Origin of the sequence: Rhodopseudomonas sp. NSM, from assembly GCF_052445935.1 — a bacterium.
Classification (GTDB): domain Bacteria; phylum Pseudomonadota; class Alphaproteobacteria; order Rhizobiales; family Xanthobacteraceae; genus Rhodopseudomonas.
This window is the reverse complement of the sequence record NZ_JBQTCH010000010.1, coordinates 82868-99485: the sequence shown is the minus strand read 5'-3', so window position 1 is coordinate 99485 and position 16618 is coordinate 82868. Positions and strand designations below refer to the sequence as shown.

General features: G+C 65.5%; 18 protein-coding genes and 1 tRNA gene. 7 read left to right on the top strand and 12 right to left on the bottom strand.

All coding sequences use genetic code 11. The features are described 5' to 3' along the window. Positions 1–23: 23 nt before the first annotated feature. Positions 24–1052, bottom strand: a complete 1029-nt coding sequence (locus ACTZWT_RS22050; RefSeq protein ID WP_444771817.1) for an ABC transporter ATP-binding protein — start codon at positions 1050–1052, stop codon at positions 24–26. Then, positions 1052–2101, bottom strand: a complete 1050-nt coding sequence (locus ACTZWT_RS22045; protein ID WP_444771919.1) for an ABC transporter ATP-binding protein — start codon at positions 2099–2101, stop codon at positions 1052–1054. Before ACTZWT_RS22045 ends, ACTZWT_RS22050 begins: the two co-directional genes overlap by 1 nt. A gap of 333 nt (positions 2102–2434) precedes the next feature. Between ACTZWT_RS22045 and ACTZWT_RS22040 the strand changes: the two genes are divergently transcribed. Beyond that, positions 2435–3241, top strand: a complete 807-nt coding sequence (locus ACTZWT_RS22040) for a GntR family transcriptional regulator (RefSeq protein WP_444771918.1) — start codon at positions 2435–2437, stop codon at positions 3239–3241. Between the two features lie 23 nt (positions 3242–3264). On the opposite strand, the gene ACTZWT_RS22035 is transcribed toward ACTZWT_RS22040, so the two are convergent. The 7 genes from ACTZWT_RS22035 to cyoA are packed head-to-tail and all read right to left on the bottom strand — an operon-like array spanning position 3265 to position 10176. Next, on the bottom strand, positions 3265–3798 hold the full coding sequence (locus tag ACTZWT_RS22035; protein ID WP_444771816.1) for a response regulator transcription factor: 534 nt from the start codon (positions 3796–3798) through the stop codon (positions 3265–3267). Next, a complete protein-coding gene (locus ACTZWT_RS22030) occupies positions 3791–5164 on the bottom strand; it encodes an ATP-binding protein (RefSeq protein ID WP_444771815.1) in 1374 nt (457 codons plus the stop codon). Before ACTZWT_RS22030 ends, ACTZWT_RS22035 begins: the two co-directional genes overlap by 8 nt. Next, a complete protein-coding gene (locus tag ACTZWT_RS22025; RefSeq protein ID WP_444771814.1) occupies positions 5136–5972 on the bottom strand; it encodes an SURF1 family protein in 837 nt (278 codons plus the stop codon). The genes ACTZWT_RS22030 and ACTZWT_RS22025 overlap by 29 nt, the downstream gene beginning before the upstream one ends. Before the next feature lie 13 nt (positions 5973–5985). Further along, positions 5986–6378: a cytochrome o ubiquinol oxidase subunit IV gene (cyoD, locus tag ACTZWT_RS22020; protein ID WP_444771813.1), complete on the bottom strand. Its 393-nt coding sequence runs from the start codon at positions 6376–6378 to the stop codon at positions 5986–5988. Further along, positions 6375–7004: a cytochrome o ubiquinol oxidase subunit III gene (gene cyoC / locus ACTZWT_RS22015; protein WP_444771812.1), complete on the bottom strand. Its 630-nt coding sequence runs from the start codon at positions 7002–7004 to the stop codon at positions 6375–6377. The genes cyoD and cyoC overlap by 4 nt, the downstream gene beginning before the upstream one ends. Further along, positions 7001–9010 (bottom strand): cytochrome o ubiquinol oxidase subunit I, encoded by a 2010-nt coding sequence (cyoB, locus tag ACTZWT_RS22010; protein ID WP_444771811.1) that lies wholly within the window; start codon positions 9008–9010, stop codon positions 7001–7003. Before cyoB ends, cyoC begins: the two co-directional genes overlap by 4 nt. An 8-nt stretch (positions 9011–9018) precedes the next feature. Further along, positions 9019–10176 carry a ubiquinol oxidase subunit II gene (gene cyoA / locus ACTZWT_RS22005; protein WP_444771810.1) on the bottom strand — a complete coding sequence of 386 codons (1158 nt, stop codon included), beginning with the start codon at positions 10174–10176 and terminating at the stop codon, positions 9019–9021. A gap of 184 nt (positions 10177–10360) precedes the next feature. Between cyoA and ACTZWT_RS22000 the strand changes: the two genes are divergently transcribed. Beyond that, positions 10361–11668, top strand: a complete 1308-nt coding sequence (locus ACTZWT_RS22000) for an MFS transporter (RefSeq protein ID WP_444771809.1) — start codon at positions 10361–10363, stop codon at positions 11666–11668. Positions 11669–11704: 36 nt separating this feature from the next. Here ACTZWT_RS22000 and ACTZWT_RS21995 read toward each other — a convergent pair. Together ACTZWT_RS21995 and ACTZWT_RS21990 are read right to left on the bottom strand one after the other, a co-directional pair. After that, positions 11705–11794: transfer RNA gene (locus ACTZWT_RS21995), tRNA-Ser, on the bottom strand. Positions 11795–12044: 250 nt separating this feature from the next. Next, on the bottom strand, positions 12045–13205 hold the full coding sequence (locus tag ACTZWT_RS21990; protein ID WP_444771808.1) for an ROK family protein: 1161 nt from the start codon (positions 13203–13205) through the stop codon (positions 12045–12047). A 333-nt stretch (positions 13206–13538) separates the two neighbouring features. Here ACTZWT_RS21990 and rplU point away from each other — a divergent pair, with 333 nt between their 5' ends. The 5 genes from rplU to ACTZWT_RS21965 all read left to right on the top strand — a co-directional run bounded on the left by rplU (position 13539) and on the right by ACTZWT_RS21965 (position 15690). Further along, complete coding sequence (gene rplU / locus ACTZWT_RS21985) at positions 13539–13925, top strand: 50S ribosomal protein L21 (protein ID WP_322515106.1); 387 nt, start codon at positions 13539–13541, stop codon at positions 13923–13925. An 85-nt stretch (positions 13926–14010) separates the two neighbouring features. After that, positions 14011–14283, top strand: a complete 273-nt coding sequence (rpmA, locus tag ACTZWT_RS21980) for a 50S ribosomal protein L27 (RefSeq protein WP_444771807.1) — start codon at positions 14011–14013, stop codon at positions 14281–14283. 135 nt (positions 14284–14418) lie between these two features. After that, entirely contained in the window at positions 14419–15015 is a 597-nt protein-coding gene (locus tag ACTZWT_RS21975) for a GNAT family N-acetyltransferase (RefSeq protein ID WP_444771806.1), read from the top strand. Between the two features lie 181 nt (positions 15016–15196). Further along, complete coding sequence (locus tag ACTZWT_RS21970) at positions 15197–15373, top strand: hypothetical protein (RefSeq protein ID WP_444771805.1); 177 nt, start codon at positions 15197–15199, stop codon at positions 15371–15373. A gap of 149 nt (positions 15374–15522) precedes the next feature. Continuing rightward, positions 15523–15690: a hypothetical protein gene (locus tag ACTZWT_RS21965; protein WP_444771804.1), complete on the top strand. Its 168-nt coding sequence runs from the start codon at positions 15523–15525 to the stop codon at positions 15688–15690. 6 nt (positions 15691–15696) lie between these two features. Here the strand turns inward: ACTZWT_RS21965 and ACTZWT_RS21960 are convergent, their stop codons facing one another. Then, positions 15697–16611, bottom strand: coding sequence for a DMT family transporter (locus ACTZWT_RS21960; protein ID WP_444771803.1), 915 nt, complete (start codon positions 16609–16611; stop codon positions 15697–15699). Positions 16612–16618 lie beyond the last annotated feature (7 nt).

Genomic DNA, 16618 nt, shown 5'->3' with positions numbered 1-16618 from the left:
CCTCCCAATGATCCTGATTTTGATTACGACGCGGATCGCGCCTGTTGATTGTCGGCCGGCGGCCCTTCGGCCGTCGCGAAGTGGCAGGCGACGCGATGCCCCGGTCTGACGTCGCGCCAGGCCGGCACCTCCTCGGCGCAACGCGGCTGCACCGACGGGCAGCGCGTGCGGAAGCGGCAGCCCGAGGGTGGCGATACCGGGCTCGGAATCTCGCCTTCCAGAATGATGCGGCGATCGACCCGCAGATGCGACGGCAGCGGGATCGGCTCGGCCGACAGCAGCGCGCGCGTATAGGGATGCAGCGGCCGCTCGACCACGTCCTCGGCGGGGCCGAGCTCCATCAGCCTGCCGAGATAGGTCACCGCGATGCGATCGGAGATGTGCGACACCACCGAAATGTCGTGGGTGATGAACACATAGGTAAGGCCGAATTCGCGCTGCAGATCGGCGAACAGGTTCAGCACGTCGCCGCGGATCGAGACGTCGAGCGCCGCGACGACCTCGTCGCAGACGATGACCTTGGGCCGCAGCGTCAGCACCCGCGCGATGTTGACGCGCTGCTTCTGCCCGCCCGAGAGCTGATGCGGATAGCGATCGGCCGCCTCGGCGGCGAGACCGACGCGCTCCAGCACCTCGATGCCGCGGCGGCGGCGCGAGGCGGCGTCGCCCTCACCGAGGACTTCGAGCGGCTCGACGACGCTGTCGATGATCGTCATCCGCGGATTGAGCGCGGCATTCGGATCCTGGAAGATGATCTGATAGTCGCGGCGATGCTTGCGGAACGCCCGGCTACCCAACGTCGCCGGGTCGGTGCCGTCGTGCAGGATGTGGCCGTGGCTCGGCCGCAGCAGCGACACCAGAGCGCGCCCGAGCGTGGTCTTGCCGGAGCCGGATTCCCCGATGATGCCGAAGGTCTCGCCGGCGTGGACTTCGAAGTCCATGCCGTCGATCGCCTTGACGGTGTCGCGGCCATCGCGCGACGGAAACAGGATGCGCAGATCGCGCACCGCGAGAATGCCGGCGTCGGCGTGGTTCTGTTGCTGAGCAGCCATCAGTTCACCGCCCCAGGCAGAGCGAGGTCCGGCGCGCGCCAGCATCGCGCGGCGTGGTCAGGATCGATCGCGATCATGCGCTGGTCCAGCTCGCAGCCCGGCGCCGCATGGGAGCAGCGCGAGCGGAAACGGCAGCCGGCGGGCATCGCCTGCGGCGAGGGAACGCGGCCGGGAATCGAGGCGAGCACGCCGCGGCGTTTGCTCAGTCCCGGCAGAGACCGCAGCAGCCCGGACGTGTAGGGATGGCGCGGCCGGGTCAGCACGTCGTCGACCGGCGCGTCCTCGACGACTTCGCCCGCATACATCGTGATCATGCGGGTGCAGGTCTCGGCGACCACGCCGAGATCGTGGGTGATGAAGATCAGCGCCGTGCCGGTGCGCTCGCTCAGCGAGCGCAACAGATCGGTGATCTGCGCCTGCACGGTGACGTCGAGCGCGGTGGTCGGCTCATCGGCGATCAGCAGCTTCGGCTTGCAGATCAACGCCATCGCGATCATCACGCGCTGACGCATGCCGCCGGAGAGTTGATGCGGATACTCGTCGCAGCGCCGCTCCGGCGCCGGAATTCCGACTTCGCGGAGCGCCGCGATGGCGCGCTCGCGCCCTTCCGCCTTGCTGGCGGGAAAATGGATGCGATAGGCCTCGCTGATCTGGTCGCCCACGGTGAACACCGGATCGAGCGCGCTCATCGGCTCCTGAAAGATCATCGCGATGTCCCGGCCGCGCACCGCGCGCATCCGCCGCGGCGACAGCTTCAGGAGATCGGTGCCGTCGAACAGCACGTCGCCCTCGATCCGCGCGGAGTGCACCGGCAGCAATCGCAGCAGCGACAGCCCGGTGACGGTCTTGCCGCAGCCGCTTTCGCCGACCAGGCCGACACGCTCGCCGGGCGCGACCGTGAAGCTGACGTTCCGGGTGACCGGCAAGGCGCCGGCGGCGGTCGCGAACGACAGCGACAGATTGCGCACCTCGAGCAAAGGCCGCATCGCGATGTCGGGACGCACCGCGCGGGGCGCGCCGGTGCCGGTCGATGCGGACGCCTCGATCATGCCCATCATGCCGCTTCGGCGCGTAGCCGGCGGCGCGCGTCGAGCACGCAATGCAGAAAGATCATCGCGGCAGACGCTGCCGCGAGACGCCCGACACGGAGCGACGCGTCATGCCGGGGTAGTTGGAGCCGAACATGGTTCGGCGCGGACATCGTCACCATTGATCCTCCCATCCGTCCGATCTGCGTCGGTCCGGTGCATCGCGGTCCGGCTGTCGGCCGATTTCGGTGACGCGATGCCCGCCAATCAAAAGCCATCGATTGTCGATTGTCAACAATTGACTGTTGGGCTATTTTGTCCCGCGTGGCGGAAGGATCGAGAGTGGTGGGGGACATCGTGGCAGCGACGTATCGCAGGCCGGCGACCGGGAATGACGGCACCCACGAGCGGCGGTTTGCACCGCGCACGCTGCCGGATCAGGTCGCGGAGGAGCTCGGCGCCGAGATCGTCTCCGGCCGGCGCAAGGCGGGCGAACGTCTCGTCGAACTCGATCTGGCGCGCGACTTCGGCGTCAGCCGTGGCCCGATCCGCGAAGCGATCCGGATTCTCGAGCGCCGCCGGCTGGTCGAGCTGCTGCCGCGCCGCGGCGCCTATATCAAACCGCTGTCGCTGAAATCCGTCGCCGATCTGTTCAACGTCCGCACCGCGCTGTCGATGCTGGCGGTGCGAACCATGGCGACCACGCCGGTCGAAAGCTATGTCGACACGCTGGCGCGCCGCTGCGCGGAACTGAAGGCGCAGGTCGAACCCGACGATCCGATCGCCTTCGCGCGCACCACGACGCGTGCGGTGAAGACCATTGCCCGCGGCTCCGGCAACCAGCTTCTCGTCGATCTCCTCACCGATCTCGCCGATCAGACCGTGTGGACGACGATCTGGAAATCACCGCTGGATTATCAGACGCAGGAAATCCGAAGGCTCGCCGCCGATCTGATGGCGTCGACCCTGAAGGCGGTCCGGCAGCGCCGGCCGAATGCGGCCGTGACCCATCTCGGCCAGCTTCTCGAAGGCGACCGCGACCGCGCGCTGGCGACGCTGTCACAGATCCGCGGCGAGGCCTTCGATCTCAGCGCGCTGGCGCATGTCGATGAGACCGGCGCGGCGCCCCCGACCATTGCGGGCAGCGCCCGGACGGCCTGACTCCTCGGGGCCGGGTGCAGGGTCTACCTGACCTGCCGCTTTTCGAGTTTGCGCGCCAGCGTCCGGCGATGCATGCCGAGCCGCCGCGCGGCTTCGGAGATGTTGAACTCGCTTTCGATCAGGGTCTGGTGGATGCGTTCCCATTCCAGCGTCTTGATCGAGGTCGGCTGGCTCGCCAGCGCGATGTCGGCATTGCCCTCCGCCTTGCGGAATGCGGCCTCGATGTCGTCGGTGTTGGACGGCTTGGCGAGATAGTGGCAGGCGCCGAGCTTGATTGCCTCGACAGCGGTGGCGATGCTGGCAAAGCCGGTCAGGACGACGATCAGCATCTCCGGATCCTGGGCGTGGAGCAGCTCGACGCAGGCGAGCCCAGAGGCGACGCCGAGCTTGAGATCGACCACGGCGTAGCCGAACGAGCGGTCGTCCAGCGCGTCACGCACGTCCTCGATGGTCGAGGCGTGCACCACCTCGTAGCCGCGGCGCTCGAACGAGCGCTTCAGCGTCCGGGCGAAGCCGGCGTCATCCTCGACGACGATCAGGGAACGTTCTTCAATCAAACTTGTCTCCGATCGCGAGCGTCGAGAGCGGCAGCACCAGCTTGACCTTGGCGCCGCGGTTGCGGAGATTTTCGGCGGTGATCGAGCCGCCGAGCTTGCGCACCACATTCATCACCAGGAACAGGCCGAGACCGCCGCCGGCCCGGCCCTTGGTGGACTGATACGGCTTGCCGATCTGCGTCAGCATGTCCTGGGGAAATCCGGGGCCGCGGTCTCTGACCGACAGAACCAGATTGTCGCCGTCGCGTTCCGCGACAAGTTCGATCCAGTGGCGTGAGACTTCGAAGGCATTGTCCAGCACGTTGAAGATCGCCTGCTTCAGCGTGACGTCGGAGACGATCGGCAGGTCTTCCCCGAACACGTTGACGACATGCAGCGTCGCCTTGCAGCGCGCGCCCTGCCATTCCTCGGCGATCGCGGACAGGAATGCCGACACCGTGGTCGGCGAAGAGCCTTCGCCGCGCGCCTCGCCGGCCGAGACGAGAATCCCGGTGACGATCGACTGGCAGCGCTTCAGCGCCGTTTCCATTTCGGTGAGATCCTCGGCGAGTTCACGATTGGCCGTGATCTGCGGCATCCTGCGCCAGTCGCTGAGAATGACCGAGACCGACGCCAGCGGCGTGCCGAGTTCGTGCGCGGCGCCGGATGCGAGCAGCCCCATCCGCACGATGTGATCCTGCTCCGTCGCATGCTGGCGCAATGCCGCCAGATGCGCGTCGCGCTCCCGCAGATTGCGATGGATCCGCGTGACGAACACCACCAGCAGCACCGCGTTCAGCGCGAATCCGATCAGCATTCCGGCGACGGCCAGATTGACCGGATCGCCGGCGGCCGGCGGCAGCACCAGCGGGCGCGATGCTTCGGTCAGCCAGATGAAAGCCGTGAACACGACGGCCACCAGCGACCAGCTCGAGCGGCTGTCGAGCAGCACCGCGCCGAGCGTCACCTGCAGCAGATACAGCGAGGTGAACGGATTGGTGATGCCGCCGCTGAGATAGAGCAGAGCCGTCAGCGCGACGACGTCGAGAATCAGCGCGACCAGCAGATCGCGATTGCTGATCGCGACCCGATAGCGCATCCATGCCAGGCTCGCGATATTGAGCGCGATCAGCCCGAGCACGACGGCGCCCATCGGCATGAGCGGCAACGGGGCACCGAGCCACAGATGCACTGCGCCGATGGTGACGATCTGACCGATCACCGCGGTCCAGCGAAGCTGGATCAGCAGCGCCATGTTCTTGCGGTCGGTCGCATCGTCGCCCGGTATCACTTCACCGAGGCGCGGCACGGGCGTCGACGCCGACATCTCCTGTCGCGGCCTCCAGCCGGCCTTGTCGTCAGCGATGCCCGGAGATCGGTCCAGCATGTGATCCTGTCGCGGGGGCGGTGCTCGCCGCTCTGCCCGGTCTGCGGCCGGGGTCTGCGCGGCGGAGAAATCCCCCACCGAAGGCGACACCAAGCCAGCCGGCCAGCATAAATGCCAGGCAAAACCACGTGAGCGCATAGACCAGGTGATTGTTGGGGAACCGGATGACGGTCAACCCGCCGATCGGCTGGCCTTCCGCATTGAGCGAAGCGTCAGCGTCGATGAAGAAAGGTGCGACATTCTCGACGTTGCGCCTCTGCGCGATCGCCACGACGTCGCGGGAATACCAGCGATCGGCGACGGGATCATTGTGGCGCAGGAAGCCCCCGCCGGGTTCCGTCACGCGTAACAGACCGTTAACCGTGATCTCGCCGGAGGGCTCGCCGTCCCGTCGGGTCGCACGGTCGCGCTGGGCGGGCAGAACGAACCCGCGATTGATCAGCACATTGCCGCCGTCGGCGGCGCGCAGCGGCGTGATCACCCAGAACCCGCCGCCGAAATCGGTGACGGCCTGTACCAGCGTCTCGCGGTCGTGCTGGAAGCGGCCGGTCAGCGTGACGCGCCGATACTCTTCGCGGGCGGCGGTCACCTCGGGCCACGACGCGATCGGGGGCAACGAGGCGGGTGCGGCATGCGCGCGCTGCTCGACCCGCTCGATCAGCGCCAGCTTCCAGGCGCGCCGCTCGATCTGCCAGACGCCGAGCGCGATCAGTCCGGCCACAGCCGCAACGGCAGGGATCGTGAGCCACAGCGAGGGGCGCCGCGCGGAGCTGCGGCCGCTTCCCGTCGGATCGCTGTCGGGCGTCACGATCGCATCGTCCTCACCGCCGGATCATGTCGTGAGCCGGCATCATATTGGTGGTGAGATGGTGCATCACCCACAGCGAGCCGGCCAGCGCGATCACCACCATGACGATGGTGAAGATCAGCGCCATCATCGTCCAGCCCTCTTCGGCTGCGGTGGTCATGTGCAGGAAGTAGATCATGTGCACCACGATCTGCACCGCCGCGAACGCCATGATCACCAGCCCGGTCGCCTGCTTGTTGCCGAGCACGTCGCCCATCACCAGCCAGAACGGGATCGCGGTGAGTACCACCGACAGCCCGAAGCCGATCAGATAGCTCTTCAGCGTGCCGTGGGCGTGGGCCGCCACATGGGCCTCTTGGCCGTGGTCGTGGCCGTGCGCGTCGACGTGGGGAGAATTGATGCTCATCGCAAGGTTCCCAGCAGATAGACGAAGGTGAAGACGCCGATCCAGACCACGTCGAGGAAGTGCCAGAACATGCTGAGGCACATCAGCCGCCGGCGGTTGGCTTCGATCAGGCCGGCGCGCGCGACCTGCACCATCAGCGTCACCAGCCAGATGATGCCGAACGTCACGTGCAGGCCGTGGGTGCCGACCAGCGTGAAGAACGACGACAGGAAGGCGCTGCGCTGCGGCGTCGCGCCCTCGTGAATCATGTGGTGGAATTCGTAGAGTTCGATTCCGAGAAACGCGAGACCGAACAGGCCGGTGACGCCGAGCCAGGCCAGCGTCGCGCCGACCTGCCGCTTCTCCATCGTCAGCATGGCGAAACCGTAGGTGATCGACGACATCAGCAGCATCGCGGTGTTGACCGCGACCAGCTTCAGATCGAACAGGTCCTTCGGCGCGGGGCCTGCGGCGTAATTGGCGCCGAGCACGCCGTAGGTCGCGAACAGGATCGCGAAGATGAGGCAATCGCTCATCAGATAGATCCAGAAGCCGAGCATCGTGCTCGCGCCTTCCGGATGCGCGTGCTCGTCGACGACGTGGAACACCGGCTCTTCAGCCGACGGGGCGGCGGCGGCGACGCTCATGGCTTGGCTCCCGCGGCGAGCAGGCGCGTCCGCTCGTCCTCGACGCGAACGACCTCATCGGCGGGGATGTGGAAGTCGCGGTGATAGTTGAAGGTGTGGCCGATCGCGACGGCGAGCAGCGCGATGAAGGACAGCGCAGCCAGCCACCAGATGTACCAGATCAGCCCGAACGCCATCACCAGGCTGAGCCCGGACAGGATGATTCCGGTGCCGGTGTTGCTCGGCATGTGGATCGGCTTGAAGCCTTCGAGCGGCCGCTTGTAGCCGGCCTTTTTCATGTCCCACCACGCATCGGAGTCGCGCACCATCGGCGTGAAGGCGAAGTTGTAGTCCGGCGGCGGCGACGACGTCGCCCATTCCAGCGTGCGCCCGTTCCACGGGTCGCCGGTGACGTCGCGAAGCTGCTCGCGGCGCATCACGCTGACGGCGATCTGGACCAGGAAGGCGATGATGCCGATCAGGACCAGGAACGCGCCGAAACCGGCGATGATGAACCAGATCTGCAGGCTCGGATCGTCGAACACCCGCAGACGACGGGTGACGCCCATCAGGCCGAGCACATACAGCGGCATGAAGGCGAAGTAGAAGCCGACCACCCAGCACCAGAACGAGATCTTGCCCCAGAACACGTCGAGCTTGAAGCCGAACGCTTTCGGGAACCAGTAGGCGATGCCGGCGAACAGGCCGAACACCACGCCGCCGATGATGACGTTGTGGAAATGCGCGACAAGGAACAGGCTGTTGTGCAGCACGAAGTCGGCCGGCGGCACCGCGAGCAGCACGCCGGTCATGCCGCCGATCACGAAGGTCAGCATGAACGCGATCGTCCACATCATCGGCAGGTCGTAGCGGATTCGTCCGCGATACATCGTGAACAGCCAGTTGAACATCTTCGCGCCCGTCGGGATCGAGATGATCATCGTGGTGATGCCGAAGAACGAGTTGACGCTGGCGCCCGAGCCCATCGTGAAGAAATGGTGCAGCCACACCAGATACGACAGGATGGTGATGACCACCGTGGCGTAGACCATCGAGGTGTAGCCGAACAGCCGCTTGCCGGAGAACGTCGAGGTCACCTCCGAGAAGATGCCAAATGCCGGCAGGATCAGGATGTAGACCTCCGGATGGCCCCAGATCCAGATCAGGTTCACGTACATCATCGGGTTGCCGCCGAAGTCGTTCGTGAAGAAGTTGGTGCCGACATAACGGTCGAGCGACAGCAGCGCCAGCACCACGGTCAGCACCGGAAACGACGCGACGATCAGGATGTTGGTGCAGAGCGAGGTCCAGGTGAAGATCGGCATCCGCATCATCGTCATGCCGGGCGCCCGCAGCTTGACGATGGTGCAGATCAGATTGACGCCGGACAATGTCGTCCCGACGCCCGCGACCTGCAGGGCCCATATGTAATAGTCGACGCCGACGTCCGGACTGTAGCCGATGTTCGACAGCGGCGGATAAGCCAGCCAGCCGGTGCGGGCGAATTCGCCGACGAACAGCGAGATCATCACCAACACCGCGCCGGCCGTGGTCATCCAGAAGCTGAAATTGTTGAGGAACGGGAACGACACGTCGCGCGCACCGATCTGCAGCGGCACGACGTAGTTCATCAGGCCGGTGACCATCGGCATCGCCACGAAGAAGATCATGATCACGCCATGGGCGGTGAACACCTGATCATAGTGATGCGCGTTGAGATAGCCCTCGGAGCCGTTGAAGGCCATCGCCTGCTGCAGCCGCATCATCACCGCGTCGGCGAAGCCGCGCAGCAGCATGACGATGCCGAGGATCATGTACATGATGCCGATGCGCTTGTGATCCACGGTGGTGAACCATTCGCGCCACAGATAACCCCACAGCCGGAAATAAGTGAGGCCCGCGACCATCGCGGCGCCGCCGATGGCGACGGCGACGAAGGTGAGCACGACGATCGGCTCGTGCAGCGGCAGCGATTCCAGCGTCAGCCGGCCGAAGATCGCCTTGACGATATCAGGATTGGTGAACATGCGATCCCTCAGGACTCGGATTTCGACGCCGGGCCGAACAGCAGCGAGGTGGACGACCCGAGCGGCGTGAACAGCGACGGGCGCTTCAGCCCGGCGCCGAGCAGCGGCGTGTTACCCCGCGCCTCGGCGGTGGCGCGACCCTGCGGCTCGTCGACCGTGCAGGTGCCGGCGACGAAGCTCGGCTCCGGCCCGAGCGCGGTGCCGCGGCGGGCGTATTTGTCGTAGGCGAGCGGCAGCGTGTTGCGCAGGCCGGCCATGCCGTTGCCGCCGCGCGCGTCGATCGCCATCATCTCGCTCATGCACATCTTGCCGGGCTCGACGCACATGTTGAGGATGGCGCGGTACAGATCGCTATCGACCGTGCCGAAGCCGCGGGCGGGCTCGTTGCTGCTGGGCTTCTCCAGCGCCAGATATTCGGTGCGGCCCAGCGCATCGGGGCTCGCCTTGATGCGCGCGATCCACTGTTCGAAGCCGGCGTCGTCGAGCCCGTGAAACGCGAAGTGCATGCCGGAGAAGCCGGCGCCGCTGTAATTCGCCGAGAAGCCCTTGTACTTGCCGGCGTGATTGACCACCGCGTGCAGCTTGGTCTCCATCCCGGGCATCGCGTAGATCTGGCCGGCGAGCGCAGGAATGTAGAACGAGTTCATCACCGAGGACGCGGTGATCCGGAAGCTGATCGGACGGTCGACCGGCGCGGCGAGTTCGTTCAGCGAGGCGATGCCGTATTCCGGATAGATGAACAGCCACTTCCAATCGAGCGCGACCACGTTCACCTCGAGCGGAGCCTTGGCGCGGTCGATCGGCCGGTCATGGGCGATGCGGTCGAGCGAGCGATACGGATCGAGCAGATGCGTACCCATCCAGGTGATCGCGCCGAGGCAGATGATGATCGCCAGCGGCGCCGACCAGATCACCAGTTCGAGGCCGGTCGAGTGGTCCCAGTCGGGATCGTATTTTGCGGCATCGTTGGAGTGGCGATAGCGCCACGCGAACCACACCGTCAGCGCCATCACCGGCAGGACGATCAGCAGCATCAGCACGGTCGAGATCACGATCAGATCGCGCTGTTGCGCGGCGATGTCGCCGGCCGGCGCCATCACGACGAAGTTGCAGCCACTCAACAATACCGCCAAAGGTAGCAGAGCCAGGATTTTGAGACGTGCCAACGTTCCGCCCTTTGAGAATGAGAATATCTCGCAAGGCAGGGCCTAACTGCGGCGCAGCAATCGGGACATTGGACAATTTGTCCAATGTTGCGGTGCGGGATCACCCCCCAAACAGAGGCACGATTGCCGCGCTATTGAGAGGCGATCGCAGTGAATTTCCTCAGTTTCACAACGGCAGAGCGCGATGACAGAAACGACGACCGCGGGACTTGGCTCTGATCCGGCGCGCAAGCAGGCCAATCCCGGCGAGATCGCCATCGGCGTCATCATCGGCCGCACCGCCGAGTTCTTCGACTTCTTCGTCTATGCGATCGCTTCGGTGATCGTGTTTCCGCGACTGGTGTTCCCGTTCGCCAGCGAACTGACCGGCACGTTGTATTCATTTGCGATCTTCGCGGTGGCCTTCATCGCGCGGCCGCTCGGCACCGTGATCTTCATGGCGATCGATCGCCGCTACGGCAAAAGCGCCAAGCTGATCAGCGCGATGCTGCTGCTCGGCACCGCCACGGTCGCGATCGCCTTCCTGCCCGGCTATTCCCAGATCGGCGCGGCGTCGATCTGGCTGCTGGCGCTGGCGCGCGCGGCCCAGGGTCTGGCCTGGGGCGGCGCCTGGGACGGGATGGCGTCGCTGCTGGCGCTGAACGCGCCGAAAGAGCAGCGCGGCTGGTACGCGATGGTGCCGCAGCTCGGCGCGCCGCTCGGACTGATCGTCGCGAGCGCCTTGTTCGCCTATTTCACCGGGCATCTGTCGTCCGAGGATTTCTTCAGCTGGGGCTGGCGCTACCCGTTCTTCGTCGCCTTCGCCATCAATGTCGTGGCGCTGTTCGCGCGGCTGCGCATGGTGGTGACGCCGGAATATGCGTCGCTGTTCGAAAGCCGCGAATTGCAACCCAGCCGCGTTCTCGCAACGCTCGGGCACGACGGCCGCAACATCATCATCGGGGCTTTCGCGCCGCTCGCGAGCTTCGCCCTGTTCCATATGGTCACGGTGTTCCCGCTGTCCTGGGTGTTCCTGTTCACCCGGGAGAGCCCGGTGCGGTTCCTGATCATCGAGACCATCGGCGCGATGTTCGGCGTCGTGGCCATCATCGCGTCGGGCATGCTCGCCGACCGCATCGGCCGCAAGCCGCTGCTGATGGGCTCGGCGATCGCGATCGCGGTGTTCAGCGGCTTCGCCCCGCAGATGCTCGACGCCGGCCCGGTCGGTGAGACCGCCTATATGATCCTCGGATTCATCCTGCTCGGGCTGTCGTTCGGCCAGTCGTCCGGCGTGATCGCATCCAGCTTCCGGACCGCCTATCGCTACACCGCGTCGGCGCTGACCGCCGACCTCGCCTGGCTGTTCGGCGCCGGCTTCGCTCCCTTGGTGGCGCTGCTGCTCGCCACCGATTTCGGCCTGATCTCCTCGGGCGCGTACCTGCTGTCCGGCGCGGTCGTCACCATTCTGGCGCTGTGGATCAGCGGGTTGCGGGAGTCGGAAGAGTACAAGTGAGGCGGCATACCCCGGCCGCTTCGACAAAGGCAGAACTGGCGGAGAGGGAGGGATTCGAACCCCCGATAGGCTTGCACCTATGCCGCATTTCGAGTGCGGTGCATTCGACCACTCTGCCACCTCTCCGCGGCGCAAGCGGGCATGATCCCGCCGCTGGTCGGGCGGAGTTCTAGGTGAGGCCGCGCGGATAAACAAGTCGGCGCAGGTCTCGAGCCGGCCGCACCGCCCACAACCGGGGCAGAGCGCCCTCGGACGGATCGGCGGGGCCGGTTTGGCGGGTGGGATCCCGGAGGGCCTTGGGCCGATCCTATGCCGCCCCCCGCAAGCGCCATCCTTTGAGTGCCGGCGACCGGACTTGGCTCCCGATGCCGGCCGCTCAGGCCTTCTCCTTGTCCTTGCGGTCCTTGTCCTTCGCCTTACCCTTGTCGTCCTTGGTCTTGTCGTCCTTGGCCTTGTCTTTCTTGCCCTTGTCTTTGGCCTTGCGGTTGGTGAAGCGGGCGTTGCCGAGGCCGGTGCCGATGGTCAGCACGCCCCAGCGCTCGAACGCCTGCATGAACGGCACTTCGCTCAGCCCCTGGGCGACGCCGTCATTGTGCATCAGGATCGCGGTGTCGTGGCCGCCGATGGTGGGGATGCCCTCTATCAGGCTGCGCGGCAGGTGAAACCGGCTGCTTTCCCAATTGCCCGGCAGGTTCTGGGCGCCCTTCTCGATGGTGCCGTCGGCGTTGATCACGCCGGGGCAGGAAATCCCGATGAACGGCGCGAGCTTGAAGCCCTCCTTCTCGGCGTCGGCGATCAAATCCTTCAGCATCTTGGTCAGTCGCTTCACCGCGCCTTCGCGGGTCGGCTCGTCTTCGGCATGGCGCCACAGATCGACCTTCCAGACCGAGGCCTTCGAGAGGTCCTTTGCCTTTTTCCATCCGGTTTCGACCACGCCGCAGCGGATGTTGGAGCCGCCGATATCGACCGCCAGAATGCTGTCGTGTCCCTCGAAGATCCACGATGGCGCTAGATGCAGGCAGCCGATCAGCCCGGCCTCGTCCGGATCGAACCGGATCGGCACCAGATCGATCTTCAGCCCCTCGGATTTGAGGATGATGTCGGTGCGGGCGATCGCCAGTTCCCCGACCCGGCCCTGGCGGAAGCCGCCGCCGACCACGATGCACTCGGTATCGGCCCAGGCCTTGGTCTTGAGAAACCGGCGGGTGACGTAGGCCAGTTCCTGGGCGAATTCCTCGATCACGCCGTGCACCAGCGCGGCGGCGTGGAGGTCATCGCCGTTCACAACATCTTCGAGCGTTCCCTTGGAAATCTCCTCTGTCGGCTTCTTGCCCAGCGGATCGTCGCCATTCTTGCGCAGCGGCTTGCGCGAGGCGTCGAGCATGCGCTGGAATGCGCCCTTGCTGGCCCGGTCGCCGAGAAATCCATCGTCATCCTTGAGCTCGATATTATACGTATCGACGTCGACCGACGGCAGCCGCGCGGCGCCGTGAGCGGCGATGCCGGCGTTGGTGGTGGTCAGCGTGTCCTCGGCCATGGTCATTTCCCCGTGTAAAACCGGGTGACAACGATCCGGGAACCCGTTGGTTGCACCGCCCTGCGACATGGCGAGCACCCACTTCCCCTTGCACGGACTCGGCTTTTCGCCGCTTCCGCCTTGACTTGAGGCGACCCAAGGCTATAAGTCCCGCACCCGGCGTGGGCAGGTCCCGCGCCGATTTTGCTTTGTGTGACCAGCGCCGAAGCCCCGTCAGAGGGCCACGCCATTCACACGGATTCAAGCGACCATTCAGGTCGCAACCCGCAACGACTGAACAAAAAGCCGGCCCGGTTCACCCGAGGCTGGGATCGAACACGAAGGATGAAAACGATGTTCGCAGTCATCAAAACCGGCGGCCGGCAATACCGTGTCGTTCCGGATGATGTTCTCGAAGTAGGCAAGATCGAAGGCGAGGTCGGCACGATCGTGCAGCTCGGCGAAGTCCTGATGCTCGGCGGCGACACGCCCCAGCTCGGTCTTCCCATGGTTGCCGGCGCCAGCGTCGCCGCCGAAGTGCTGGACCACAAGCGCGGCCCGAAGGTGATTTCGTTCAAGAAGCGCCGCCGCAAGAATTCGAAGCGCAAGCGCGGCTATCGCGACGAGATCACGGTGCTGCGGATCACCGAGATCCTCGCCGACGGCAAGTCGCCCTCGATCGGCCCGCGGCCGAAGCGCGTCAAGGCCGAGCCGGCGCCCGCAGCGGACGCAGCCGAATAAGGCAGCGACCGCGACACAAACAAAAAGTGAGATGATTCCCTGACGGAATCGGTCTAGAGATCACTCGGAATTTTGGAGACGGGCTATGGCTCATAAAAAAGCGGGCGGTTCATCGCGCAACGGGCGTGATTCTGCGGGCAAGCGCCTCGGGATCAAGGCCTATGGCGGCGAGCATGTGATTCCCGGCAACATCATCGCGCGTCAGCGCGGCACCACTTGGCACCCCGGCCTCAATGTCGGCATGGGCACAGACCATACCTTGTTCGCCAAGGTGGAAGGTCATGTGGAATTCCGTGCCAAAGCCAACGGCCGCACCTTCGTATCGGTACTTCCGATTGCGGCGGAGGCGGCTGAATAGACGGTGGACTGATCGTGTGTCCGCCGGTCCTGTCAAACCGGCGGAGCACAAAAAGGGCTCCAGGGGAGGCGGGATAACCGGCCTCCCCTTTTCGTTTTGCGTGCATTTTTTCAGAAGCGCATTCAGGAGCCCGCCATGTTGCAGGAAATCCCGACCCCCACGCCCTCGTTGCGAGAGCCGAGACCTTGCGTCCTCGAGACCGGGCGGCTGACGCTGCGCAAACCGGCTCTCGCGGACGTCAACGCCATCGCGCGCCTCGCCAACGACCGCCGGGTCGCCGAGATGACCCGCCGGCTGCCGCATCCCTATACGCGCGACGACGCCGCACGCTTTGTCACCTCGCTCGGGCAGGACCACGAGACCGTGTTTCTGATCGAAGCGGATTTCGAGCCGGTCGGCATGGTCGGCGTCGACTGGCGCGACCGCGACGCGCCGGAGCTCGGTTACTGGCTCGGCGTCGCGCATTGGGGCAACGGCTACGCCACCGAGGCGGCGCGTGCGGTGATCGACTTCACCTTCGAGGAACACGCGATCGGGCAGATGGTCTCGGCGGCGCGCGTGATCAATCCGGCGTCGCGCAACGTGCTGGAGAAGTGCGGCTTCCAGTGGACCGGCGTCGAACTGCACCGCATGGAGGCGATCGGCTCGTCGACGCCGGTCGACTGCTTCCGCCTGACCCGCGGCGTGTGGTCCTCGCTGAAGAGCTGGGGCCAAACCCGGCGCAGCCGCTGAGCGCGACGATTGAGCGGCCGGGCATGGCCCGGCCGCCGAAATACGTGGCCGGCCGTGATCGTTGCAAGTCGGCGCTTTACCGCGAGAGATCCTTAACCAGCGCGACATCCGCTGGGGTGATCCCGAGTACGCAGCGTCGCCGTGACCGCTTAGCAGTCGCTCCGCAAACAAGGAGTTCGACATGCTGACCCAACGCTACATTCAGGCCCTCATCACTCACGACATCGCCGACGGCATCGCGCGCAGCACCGACGTGGTCGAGAAATGCGAACGCGCGCATCGCGTAGCCGAACAGCACGAGCCCGCCGAGCAACTGAGCTTCCGGTTCGTCGATCTCGACCGCCGCTTCGGAATCTGATGTCCGGGCACCCTCGCTCGTTCGCAGATGTTTAACGACGAGACCCGGTTTCCTCCGGCGAACACCGCCGGAGCATCAGGTCTTAATCAGCTCGCCGGTAGGGTGTGGCGAGTCCAGAAGAGTTTCCGGATACGAACAGGGAGCTTGCCATGTCCGACCACGCCGAACTGATTGCCGTCGCCAATGTCGAGGATCAGATCCTTCGGGATCTCGAGGCATTCGAAGCGCGCGAACGCCGCCTGTTGGCAGAGGACCGGCGCGAACGCGCCCGCCAACTCAACGCGCGCTTCGCCGGCCTCAAACTGACGATCGAGTAACGGGCGTCAGTTTGTCTGCGGCGGCGGTTCGTCCGGCGCCTTGCGATCGCGCAGCGCGAGATACAGTCCCGCGCCGACAATGACGACGACGCCGACCAGTGTCGACAGCGTCGGCACGTCGCCGAAGAACAGCCAGCCGAGCGCGGCGGCGAAGATGATCATCGTGTACTGATACGGCACCACGACGCTCGCGGGCGCCAGCCGCAGCGAACGATTGACGCACAACAAGCCCGCGGCCGAGCCCACCCCCGCCAGCACGAACCAGATCCAGTCGGACGGCGGCGGCGCAATCCAGCCGGACGGCGCCAGCAGCACCGAGCCGAGCAGTGCGGTGCCGATGAATTGCTGCGTCGCCAGCGCGATCTCCGCGGTTCGCCGCAGGAACCGGGTGATCAGCATCAGCGCCGCGAACAAGATGCTGGCGAGGATCGCGATCAGCGCCGGCCAGCTCATGGTCTGCGGCGACGGCTGCAATGCGATCAGCACGCCGACAAAGCCGACCATGATCGCGATCGCCCGCGCCCGGTCGATGGTCTCGCCGAGAAACAAAGCGGCGCCGACCGACACGAACAGCGCCGAAGCCAGATAGAACGTGATGACGTCGGCGAGCGGCAGATACACCGTGGCGAGGAAGAACGCCGCAACTTCGAACGCCGAAACCAGCATGCGCACAAATTGCAGCCCCGGCCGCTCCAGCCGGGTGAAGGCGGCGCGCTGCCGCCAGATCAGCGGCGCGAGCAGCACCAGACCGGCCAGAGCCCGCAGCAGCAGGAATTCGCCGACCGGATAGGTCGCCACCACCTTCTTGCCGAGCGCGTCCGCAAACGAAAACGCCAGCATCGCCAGCAGCATCAGGGCGATACCAGCCGCCTGCGCGCCATTTTCGCCGGGGCCGATGGAGATCTTGCGGAACAACCCCATATCTGGC